Source organism: Streptomyces sp. NPDC059037, from assembly GCF_042740015.1.
GTDB lineage: Bacteria > Actinomycetota > Actinomycetes > Streptomycetales > Streptomycetaceae > Streptomyces.
Genome location: NZ_JBHYIG010000002.1, coordinates 66,912 through 76,931, shown reverse-complemented (window position 1 = coordinate 76,931; position 10,020 = coordinate 66,912). Strand labels below are relative to the sequence as shown.

At 68.6% G+C, this 10,020-nt stretch carries 12 protein-coding genes; 11 read left to right on the top strand and 1 reads right to left on the bottom strand.

Going from position 1 to position 10,020, the window contains the following annotated elements; all coding sequences use genetic code 11:
- From ACFWY6_RS00935 to ACFWY6_RS00915, 5 genes are all read left to right on the top strand, one after another.
- A partial coding sequence (locus ACFWY6_RS00935; protein ID WP_384684655.1) for a hypothetical protein occupies positions 1-353 on the top strand: 353 nt, incomplete at its 5' end.
- A gap of 1 nt (position 354) precedes the next feature.
- The gene (locus ACFWY6_RS00930) at positions 355-1,308 is read left to right on the top strand and encodes a phage distal tail protein (protein WP_384684652.1); all 954 of its coding nucleotides are present in this window, start codon (positions 355-357) and stop codon (positions 1,306-1,308) included.
- A 13-nt stretch (positions 1,309-1,321) separates the two neighbouring features.
- Positions 1,322-2,248, top strand: a complete 927-nt coding sequence (locus ACFWY6_RS00925; RefSeq protein WP_384684649.1) for a hypothetical protein — start codon at positions 1,322-1,324, stop codon at positions 2,246-2,248.
- Positions 2,245-3,354, top strand: coding sequence for a hypothetical protein (locus tag ACFWY6_RS00920; protein ID WP_384684646.1), 1,110 nt, complete (start codon positions 2,245-2,247; stop codon positions 3,352-3,354). Before ACFWY6_RS00925 ends, ACFWY6_RS00920 begins: the two co-directional genes overlap by 4 nt.
- Positions 3,355-3,792, top strand: a complete 438-nt coding sequence (locus ACFWY6_RS00915) for a hypothetical protein (protein ID WP_384684644.1) — start codon at positions 3,355-3,357, stop codon at positions 3,790-3,792.
- Positions 3,793-3,847: 55 nt separating this feature from the next.
- Here the strand turns inward: ACFWY6_RS00915 and ACFWY6_RS00910 are convergent, their stop codons facing one another.
- A complete protein-coding gene (locus tag ACFWY6_RS00910; RefSeq protein ID WP_384684641.1) occupies positions 3,848-4,546 on the bottom strand; it encodes a hypothetical protein in 699 nt (232 codons plus the stop codon).
- A gap of 638 nt (positions 4,547-5,184) precedes the next feature.
- On the opposite strand from ACFWY6_RS00910, the gene ACFWY6_RS00905 reads away from it, so the two are divergent.
- The 6 genes from ACFWY6_RS00905 to ACFWY6_RS00880 all read left to right on the top strand — a co-directional run bounded on the left by ACFWY6_RS00905 (position 5,185) and on the right by ACFWY6_RS00880 (position 10,012).
- Positions 5,185-6,420: a peptidoglycan-binding protein gene (locus ACFWY6_RS00905; protein ID WP_384684638.1), complete on the top strand. Its 1,236-nt coding sequence runs from the start codon at positions 5,185-5,187 to the stop codon at positions 6,418-6,420.
- Positions 6,421-6,426: 6 nt separating this feature from the next.
- A complete protein-coding gene (locus tag ACFWY6_RS00900; protein WP_384684635.1) occupies positions 6,427-6,696 on the top strand; it encodes a hypothetical protein in 270 nt (89 codons plus the stop codon).
- Positions 6,697-7,707: 1,011 nt separating this feature from the next.
- Positions 7,708-8,277, top strand: coding sequence for a hypothetical protein (locus tag ACFWY6_RS00895; protein WP_384684632.1), 570 nt, complete (start codon positions 7,708-7,710; stop codon positions 8,275-8,277).
- A gap of 88 nt (positions 8,278-8,365) precedes the next feature.
- On the top strand, positions 8,366-8,569 hold the full coding sequence (locus ACFWY6_RS00890) for a hypothetical protein (RefSeq protein WP_384684629.1): 204 nt from the start codon (positions 8,366-8,368) through the stop codon (positions 8,567-8,569).
- Positions 8,570-8,674: 105 nt separating this feature from the next.
- A complete protein-coding gene (locus ACFWY6_RS00885; RefSeq protein ID WP_384684626.1) occupies positions 8,675-9,019 on the top strand; it encodes a hypothetical protein in 345 nt (114 codons plus the stop codon).
- Between the two features lie 15 nt (positions 9,020-9,034).
- Entirely contained in the window at positions 9,035-10,012 is a 978-nt protein-coding gene (locus ACFWY6_RS00880; RefSeq protein WP_384684624.1) for a recombinase RecT, read from the top strand.
- Positions 10,013-10,020: the final 8 nt, after the last annotated feature.

Here is a 10,020-nt window from a genome sequence, read left to right as displayed (position 1 = left end):
TCGTGGGCCGATTCGGCGGCCAGGTCGAGTGGTACGCCAACGGCGGCGTCCGCAGTAGCCGCGGCCGCGACTACAACCCGATGCTCGCCAGCTCCTTCAAGCAGGCCCGCAGCGTCGCGGCCATGGCGGGCGTGGTGCGCTCCTTCGACCTGCGCACCGGCAGCGACCGGGCCCGCACCCGCGTGGTCGACGCCCGAGCCGGCGGCCGGGTTCAAGTCGTCGTCGTGCGCGAGCAACAGCCACTGATCGGCTCCATGCCGGTCACCGTCTCCGACAGCGCCGCCACCCCCGAGCAGATCGGCACCGAGATGATGCGCACCCTGCGCAACGCGCAGCGAGGCGGGAGAGTTTGAGATGAACACAGCCCAGAAGCAGAACCCGCCGCCGCTGGCCCCGTGGCAGTACGAGATCGGCGGCGTCGTCCTCGGCACCGGCAGCTACGTCCCGGTCGGCGACATCGAAGGGCTCGGCGCACCGGCCACCAGGCCGCAGGACGCCGACAACCCGAACGGCGACGGCACCGCGCCGGGCCGGGACTTCTACGGTCCCCGTCCCATCCGCTTCGAGGCGGGCATCAAGACGCCCGGAGACCCAGTGAAAGCCGCCGACATCCTCGCCCGGCTGGAACGGGCTCTGGATGCACCCGACGCGCGGACCGCTCCGGATGGCCGCCACGTTCTGCGCGGCCGGTGGCCCGGCCACTCAACGCGCCGCATGTACGGGCGACTTCGCCGCATGGAGGCCACCAGTACCGCCACCGCCGTGCACGGGTGGATACCCCTGGACATCGAGTTCGTCGGCCTGGATATCCCCCGCTGGTACGACGACGAGCTGTCGAAGCTGACGCTCGGCCTCGACCAGGCCGCCCGCGCCACCGGCGAGGACCGCACCGTCGACGAGGCGATAGACCGGGGCGCGGCATGCCGCCCTCCGGCCGACCCGAACCATCGCCCGGCCGACGACCGGCCCGGCTGGATCACAAACCAGGGCGACGCGCCGACGCACCCGAGCCTGCGCGTGCACGGCCCGGTCGCAAGCCCTCGGATCTGGAACACCGCCACCGGCCGCGTCCTCGAACTCGACCTGTCGTTGCGCGACGGCGAGTGGGTGGAGATGGAAACCCGGCCCAACACCTGCTGGGCCCTGCGCAACGGCACCGTCAATGTCGCTAACGACCTCAGCCCCACGAGCCGCCTCGACCTGTTCACCCTCCCGCCCGGACGGTCCGAACTCGCGTGGAGCGCGAACGACCCGTCCGGCACCGCGCGCCTCGAGGTGGCGTGGCGGTCGGCGTACACCACCCTGTGAACGGAGAGCACTCGTGACGCTGCAACCCCCGATGATGGTGCGCGGGGCCGACCACTCCGCCCGCGCGTTGCGCCTGATGATCCGCGACCTCGCCCGAGGTCGGCAGGGCGTCGCGGAGAGCGGGGACCTGAAGGTCCGGCCGCTGGAGACTCCCGGCCCCGGTGTCCGCGTCGGTGACGGCTCCGCCCTCATCCACGGCGCCCGCCCGTGGCAAGGGTCCTACACCCAGAGCAACATCGGTGACGCCCGGGTCGATGTCGAGCCGACCAGCGCCTTCGCCCGCACCGACCTAATTGTCCTGCGGATCGAGGACCCCGAGTGGGAAGGGGAACGCGACCCCCGCACCCAGGAGATCGGCTACTTCCACGTCGTCCAGGGCGTGGCCCACGACGTTGCCACCGTGCCCGAGGACATGACCGGCATCCCTCTGGCTCGCATCACCCTGCCGCGCAACACCGCGGCAGTATCCGCCGACATGATCGCCGACCTGCGGCAGATCGCGAACCCGCGAACCGAACGCACCCTGCGCACCGCGCACCCGACCAAGACGGAGGAGGTACCCGGCAAGCACGGCCAGTGGGCGGCATGGCCCAAGGAAGCCGCCTGGGACCTCGACATCCCGGCCTGGGCGACCACCGCCACCATCGTCATCACCCTGTCCGGCCTGCGCGCCGAGGGAGGCTCCGTGTACGCCGAGCTGCGGACCCGGCTCGGGGAGCGCGCCGCGAAGCCGACCGTCGTGGACGACGACGGGACCACGACCCGCCGCTCCAGCATGACCCTGGCCGACACGCTCGCCGTGCCGCCCGCCTACCGGGGCACCCGCCAGCACCTGGCCGTCGAGATCAACCAGAACGACAAGTATGGAGACGGCGAGTTGAACGTGGCCAAAGGCACGACGGTCACGCTCGACGTCGCGTTCACGGAAGGGCCTGCGTGACGATGGCCGACTACCGCTACATTGTCGCGCGGGCCGCGACCGGCGACGTCCTGCACTGGAACCTGCCGCTGAGCGAAGTCGAGTACGGCCGGGAGATTTCCGGGCCCGGCTCGCTGAAGGCGTCCCTGCCGACCGCTTTTCGCCGCTCGCTCAGTGACACGCTCGACGCTGGCGACACCGTGCTCCTGGTCGAGCGCGACGCCCGCATCGCCTGGGGAGGGCTGCTGTGGCGCGCCGAACCAGAGGGCAACACCCTGCCCGTCGAAGCCTCCGGCTTCACGAGCTACCTCCACCGCCGCTTCGACCTGCACGGCAACCTTGACGGCCGCGGCCCGTACATCGAGGCCGACCCGTGCCAGGTGATCCGCGACGTATGGGCCTACGCCCAGGCCCAGCCGGACGGCGACCTCGGCGTGAGCGTGGACGACACGAAGTCGAAGGCGAAGACCGGCACCGCGAAGCACCCGTACACCACCTCCAAGACCGACCCGCGCAACCTCGGCGAGATGGTCGATGAGATGGCCGAGATCGACGACGGCCTGGAGTGGTCGGAGACTGTGGCCTGGAGCGGGCGCCGCGCGGAGCGGCGCGTCATCCTCGGTGCGCCGCGCCTCGGCCGACGCCGGGATGACCTGACGTTCACCACCGGTGCGAACATCGTCGGCACCCCGCACGTCATCAAGGACGCCGACTCCCATGCCCAGTGGGTCATCGGGCTCGGCGCGGGCGAGGGCAAGAAGCGCAAGGTCGTCGTGGACGGCGAACGCAACGGCCGCCTGCGCCTGGAGCACCGGCTGGAGACGAGCGAGAAGGACGAGGCGAAGCTGAAGCAGCGGGCCCGCCGCGAGCGGCTGGCCCGTCAGGTACTGCCCTCGCTGGCCGAGCTGGAGATCATCGACCACCCTGCCGCCCCGATCCACGCGCTGCGTATCGGGGACGACGTACGGATCCGCCTGTTCGAGCCGCACACCGAGCACGACGGCTGGTGCCGAATCGTCGGCTGGACGGTACGGCCCGGCGAGGGAGAGACCGCCGAGCGCGTGACGCTGAAGCTGGAGCGCAGCAACAAGCCCGAGGACGAGGCGGGCGAGGGAGGAGACGAGTAGATGCCGGACACGATTGCCGATCTCGGCCGCCGACTGGCCAAGCTGGAGAGGCGGGTCACTGCCCTGGAACGCGCCCGCCGCGCACCGTACCCGGAGTGGCGCGACCTCCCGCTGACCGGCGACACGAACGTCCCGGACGAGGAGCAGCCGCCGCAGTTCCGCGCCAACCTCTGGGACACGACGGAATTCAGCGGCCGTATCGGACTGATCGACGGCCGGGCCGTCGACGAGCAGCTTGTCGCGTTGCTGCCCGAGGGCTACTGGCCCCAAGCGCCGCGCACGGTTGACGTCGCCTCCGATGCGGTACGGCGCACCCTCCAGCTCGACATCGACCCGAAGGGCCTGGTGCGGCTGCGCGTTCAGGGCGGCAGCAGCGTCCGGGCGTCCTGGATCAGCCTAGACGGCACATCGGTACGGACCGACCACGACGACGCCTGACCTGCGCCCGCGATCGGGAGCAGCAGATCCAACGGGTAGCCTCCGTCGCGGCGGTTCAGCGAAGCAGTGCCGCGCGCAGGGTGATGCCGTGTCGCGTGCGCAGGCGGCGCAGTTCCCACATCGCCACGGCGGTGACGGTCAGCGGGGCTCCCAGAATGAAGATCATCCGCACTGCGAACGGCACACCGTCGTAGGCACCGCGGAATACGTCGAAGAGGGCGACTTCCCACACCAGCAGCGTCGCCAGCAGCGGTGGAACCGTCTCGTGGAGGTCCGCTGTGCGGAAGACGTGCACGAGTGACTGCGCGATGCCGTAGAAGCCGAAGGGGGCGAGCCACAAAAACATGAAGACAGCCAGGGCGAACAGCAGCGCCACCCGCCCTGCCGACGCCGTCCAGTTCGTGTCCTCGGTCACGTAACCAAGGCCCGTGATCAGTCTTGGCACGGCGAGCGTGACGATCAACGCGAGCAGCGCCCCGGCGGGCTTGGCCACGCGGCGCAGGAACAGGCGCCGGTTGGGCGGGCGGGCCGCCGCGATGAAGATGGCGACGGCGATCGGGAACGTAACCGCCAGGGTGATGAGGGTGGTACGGATCTGGCCGAAACGGTCGTCCAGAAGGGAGTCGGCGTCCGACGCCAGCCCGTAGGACACCAGCATCCACGTGACCGAGATCAGGCCGAGGACCGTCCGTATGACCTGCACCTTCTTCACCATCGGGTCGTTCACCCGGTCCGGTCGGGACGGCGTGAACACCGCGCGGCCCACAGCGATCGGATTGAAGAGACGTCGGAAGGTCAGCGGGGGGCGCGCCGGACCCGGCGGCCACGGGCCCGCCGGCGGCACGGGTGGTGCACCCGGTCCCGGCGGTTGTCCTCCGTACGGATTCCATGGCGCCCCGCCCCCGCTACCGCTCATCCCCGCGTCCTTCCTGCCATCGTCTCCAAAGGTCACGAGGAGAATCGCAGATCTTGGCGCGGGAAAGCGCCTAGTTCGCGTTGCAGTTGTGCTGCAGGCGTGTGCCGACAGCCAGCGGGCCACCACCGCTGGGCCCTTCGAAACGCACCATGACTCGGCTCGCCGACGGCCGCCACACCAACGCTACGAGCACCTAGGCCGGAGAGGCAGCGTGGATCTCTAGCCGATCCTGGGCGCGGCGGACACGCAAGCTACGGTCCGCTGCCACGACGCCCTGTCCTGTGCACTTGACCTTCGATGAGACGAACTGCAATCCGTCATCGTTCGTGAGATTCGCTCAAGGCTCGGTGCGACAGGTCACCAGCGGTAGCATGACGCCTAGGTGACCCTCCACCCGCTTCGCACTCCCGAGGGACCGGACCGCTGCGGCGGCCACGGCCGACTGCCAACTGACGCAGGGGAGAAGGGCGAAGCGCGTGGCTACACCGCTGAGCGCGGACAGGTTCTTGTCCGCGCTGAAGGGCGCCGGGCTTGGCGTGGTCGAGCACGGAAAATGGCGCACCCACAATCGCAACACCCACGGCAACTGGGGCCCCGTGAACGGGGTCATGATCCATCACACGGGGCCGTACTCGTCCGAGTCCGACATGGCTGAGCTCTGCCGCGTCGGCTATCAAGACCTCCCCGGCCCTCTGTGTCACGGAGTGATCGACCGCTCCGGAACGATTCACCTAGTCGGCTACGGCCGGACCAACCACGCCGGCATGGGCGACACGGATGTCCTGCTCGCCGTCATCGGGGAGAAGACCAAGCTCCCGCGCGACAACGAGGAAGACACAGACGGCAACCGGCACTTCTACGGCTTCGAGTGCATCAACACAGGCAACCAACCGTGGCCTTCGGCGCAGCTGGACGCGATGGCGCGGGCTGCCGCCGCAGTGTGCCGTGCTCACGGGTGGAACGAGCACAGCGTCATCGGCCACAAGGAGTGGAAGCCGTCCAAGCCGGACCCCGGCGGCATCGACATGGACGACTTCCGGGCCCGGGTTGCCCGGCACCTCAAGGGCGAGGACAAGCCGAAACCCGACCCGAAGCCGAAGCCTGCCCCCAAGCCCAAGCCCAAGCCGGACCCGAAGCCGAAGCCAGATCCGAAGCCCAAGCCGACACCGAAGTACGCGGCCTACCCGGGCGCTCAGTTCTTCCGGGAAGGCCGCGCCTCGCCGGTGATTGCCGCGATGGCCAAGCGCCTGATCGCCGAAGGCTGCGACTCCTACGACACGACGCCCGGCCAGGTCTGGAACGACGCGCACCGCCGCTCGTACGCCGCCTACCAGATCAAGCGCGGGCACCACGGCGCCGACGCCGACGGCATCCCAGGTCCGCAGACCTGGCCGGAGCTGCGGGTCCCGCACCCGGCCGGCGCCGCTGAACCAACCCCGACCACCCCGAAACAGGAGTCCGACCCGATGCCGCAAGCCCTTGCTGACATAGCCGAGCGCACCCTCGCCACCTACCTCCAGTCGCTGCTGGGCCTGATGGCAGCCTCCAGCACGACGGACATGGTCTCGCTGTCGGCGTGGCAGGCCGCCGCGGTCTCTGCGATACCCGCGGCGCTCGCCGCCCTGAAATCCACACTCGGCACCGCCCTGGGCAGGCCGGGAACGGCATCGTGGCTGCCGGTGAAGCGAGACCCGGCCACCCCGAAGTACTGACCGGCCTTGGCGAGAGGAGAGGAGGAAGCCGTGCCCGACGGACAGGTCGCTCTCGCACTAGCCGAGCTCCGCTCGGCTCTGGAGGTCGGATTGGCGCGGATCGACGGTCAGTTGGCGCTGCTCGTCCAGCGCAATGACCAGACGGACAAGGCCGTGGGGGAGCTGGAGGAGCGGGTGAGCACGCTGGAGAAGACACGGTGGCCACTGCCGACCGTTGCCGTGCTGGCCAGCATCACCGCAGTGGCGCTTACTGTGGTCAGCCTGGCGCGTGGATGAGATGCCCTCCGGCAGCCAGGAGGCACGCAGTCGCTGATGGCGCCCGCCCGTAGGCGGGCGTTCTGTGATTCTGCATTTAGGAGAGGAGGTTAGGCGCCCGGTTCAAGGAGACCCGTCGGCCCGTGCAGTGTCTACGATGAACGGGCCTGCGTCTGGTCCGTAACGCCGGAGCAACTCCACGTGGCTGAGGCAGGGCGCGCATAGATGATCCGTGATTCTTGTGTCTGCGAGTACAGCCTCCCACTTTCCGTTCGGTGGTGGCTCTTTCAGAGTCCACTTCACTCGCCACTTGCCGCCGCGCAGCATGTCAGCCTTTGGGGAGACGAGCCACTTGCTGCCCTTGTCCTTGCTGTCAGGTTTGAACTCGGTGTTCGCAACCTTGAGGATCACGCGTACCACTGACCACTTCGGCGGGTTGGTCACGGTTCCCTCGAAGGTGTAGGTATGCCCTGGCGAGGAGGCAGCGGCAGGGGCCTGCGTCCATGATTCGATGGCCAACTTTGGTCGGCTGCGGTCACTGCGAGCGCCGTGACCATCGCTAGGGTCGTCGCCAGTCTGGGCAAGCATGAATAACCCTGCGATGAGCGCAGATATCACCGTTCCTGCAGTGGTGATCACGGCGCCTTTGGTGGTGGAGGACCAGCTCTGCCACGGATGACGACGTGAACCTGGAGGCTCCGGGTCTGGCAGCGGTGTACTGGGGTCTGGCTCTGGAGGCCCGCCACGCGTGGTGCCCGTGCCCCCCGTAGCCATCGGCTCCCCCCTCGCCCGACTATCTATGCGACGCCCCATTCTGCCTGAACGAGGGATCGTGTGTGCGGAGTCTCTGTGCGTGCCTGGCCCGCCAACTCGGCTCCTAGCGGCTCGTGAACGCACACGGCCCCCGCCAAGGCGGGGGCCGTTTGGTCCTCTTGGAAAGACCGCCGCCACCATAGCAGCGACCGCTGCGCATGCCCGCGCGCGTGCGGCTACGCTGCCCACTGCAATCAGGACCAACAGCGGAGGACGGGGATGAACAGGCGTAAGCCGTATCTGGTCGGGCACCAGGAGTTCGCCACGCTGTACCGCGTCGATCCGAAGATGGTCGCCCAGTGGCTGGCGCCGAGCCGCCGCGTGCTGGACCCGTCGACCGCCATCGTTGTCAGCGGAGTGCGCTACTGGCCGCTCGGTTACGCGGTTCGCTGGGGGACGACGACCACGCGGTTCCGGCAGGTCGACTTCGACGCTAAGTCCCGGATCATCGCGGAGCAGGGGGAAGGCTGGGAACCCGACCTGGGCGACGAACTGCCTCCGCTCGTGGGACAGCAGGAGATCATCGAGATGTTCCACCTGCCCTCGCAGGGGAATCTCGCCACGACGATCGCGACGGGGCGGTTCCCCGAGAGTGACTGGCTGCTGTCCGGGTCGAGGCTCTGGATGCTGGAGACCGTTCTCGAGGCTGTCCCTGCGCTGCGTGAGAGCGCGCGGAGTGTGCCGTGGGACGTGGACGAGGCGGTCGTCACCGCTCTGCGGGACGGCACGTACGACGGGCCCGGCAGCCGCGTCTTCACCCGAGGCCGTCACGCCCGAAAGGCCGTCTGACCTGCGCAAACCTGTACTTTGCCCCGAATTGCCATTAAGATATAAGTAATCCCCTTTGTGGGGGCCGCAATTCACCAAGGAGGCATCAGTGCAGTTCCTGACCGCGCCGGGCGGCGGTGACGTCGCCGTCATGGAGCCCAATGAGACCCTGATCGTCGAGAGCGCCCTCTTGCTCTACGTCCTCAAGAATCCCGATTCCAACATCGCCGTCCGAGTCTTGCGGGATGTCTCGCAGGTCAACGAGGCGCGCGAGGTGCGCATGGAGGATGCGGCCGAACAGGCTTCCGCCTGACCTGGGTCGGGAGTGAAGTCGGGCCTGATCGCGGTGGGGTTGATCATCTCGCCTCCAACCCTCAAGATAGGTGACATTCTTGAAATCGGTCACCAGGGGGTGGGTATGGCAACCGTCCAGGACGAGATACCGGGCCTGGTCTTCCACACGGTGCGGCAGCCCGAGGGCAGCGCACCGTCGATCCAGGCCCAGTTCGAGTCGTTTCACCAGCTCAACCCCTGGGTGCTCCGTGCCCTGGAAGCCCTGACCGTCGACTACTTGAAGCACGGCGCGAGCCGCGTGGGTATCGGGATGCTCTTCGAGGTCCTGCGCTGGCGCTATGTCACGGCGACCGAGGGCGACGAGTTCCGCCTCAACAACAACTTCCGTAGCCGCTACGTCCGGCTGCTCATCGAGCGCCACCCCGACTGGGCGCGCGCATTCGAGGTCCGCAGTCTGCGGACCGACTGACCTCTTGGAGAGATCGTGACCGACGAACAACCCGCCGAGCCCGCCGCGGAGGGCACGGTGGTCGAATCGGCCCAGGCGGCCAGCCCGGCCATCCGGCCGAGCGCCATCGTCCTGCGCGCCGACCAGGAAGAGTTTGACCACAAACAGCTCTCGACGCTCGCCCTGGTCAGCCCCGGTCTGGCCAATGCCCCGCGCGGCCACCTGGCCATGTTCTTCCACTACTGCGTGCGGACCGGGCTCGATCCGTTCGCGCGGCAGATCTACATGATCGGCCGCACCAACTGGAAAGCGGCGGACAACCCCGACGAGCCCGAGAAGACCTGGACCATCCAGACCGGCATCGATGGATTCCGTACGGTTGCCCACCGAGTGGCGGCGAAGGCCGGAGAGTCCATCTCCTACGAGGACACCGTCTACTACGACTCCGAAGGTCACGCCCACGAGGTCTGGTTGTCGAAGGTGTGCCCGGCTGCGGTCAAGGTCACCGTCCTGCGCGGCTCCAGTCGGTTCCCCATGACCGCCGTCTGGGGCGAGTTCGCCCCGACGTACTACGACCGTAAGTCGGGCTCGTACGTCCTGGCGAAGATGTGGCAGCAGATGCCCTCCCACATGCTCCGCAAGTGCGCCGAGGCCGGGGCTCTCCGCATGACTGCGCCGCAGGATCTATCTGGTGTCTTTGTGGACGAGGAGATGGAGCGGGCGGACGCCGAAGCTGTCGTCCGTGAAGCTGAGGAAGCGACCCGACTCCTGCGGCAGGCCGCCGGGCTCGAAGCCGGACAGAACTCTGGCGGGGATACGAAGGGCAACCCCGCCGATGGCCGCGCGACCGCGGGCCCGGACAAGAGCGCGGACAAACCCGAGCGGAAGAAGCGGGCGCGTCCCGCGAAGAAGGCGGCCCCCGCCCCTGCGGCCGGCGCAGAGGCCGAGCAGGACGCGGCCCCGCCGAAGCGCAAGCCCCGCAAGCGGGCTGAGCCCCGCCGCGCCGCCTCCTGACCCCTGCC

Bases quoted from the DNA above. Each gene is read 5' to 3' on its own strand.
- ACFWY6_RS00930 (WP_384684652.1), top strand. From the start codon at position 355: ATGAACACAGCCCAGAAGCAGAACCCGCCGCCGCTGGCCCCGTGGCAG.
- ACFWY6_RS00915 (WP_384684644.1), top strand. From the start codon at position 3,355: ATGCCGGACACGATTGCCGATCTCGGCCGCCGACTGGCCAAGCTGGAG.
- ACFWY6_RS00895 (WP_384684632.1), top strand. From the start codon at position 7,708: ATGAACAGGCGTAAGCCGTATCTGGTCGGGCACCAGGAGTTCGCCACG.
- ACFWY6_RS00885 (WP_384684626.1), top strand. From the start codon at position 8,675: ATGGCAACCGTCCAGGACGAGATACCGGGCCTGGTCTTCCACACGGTG.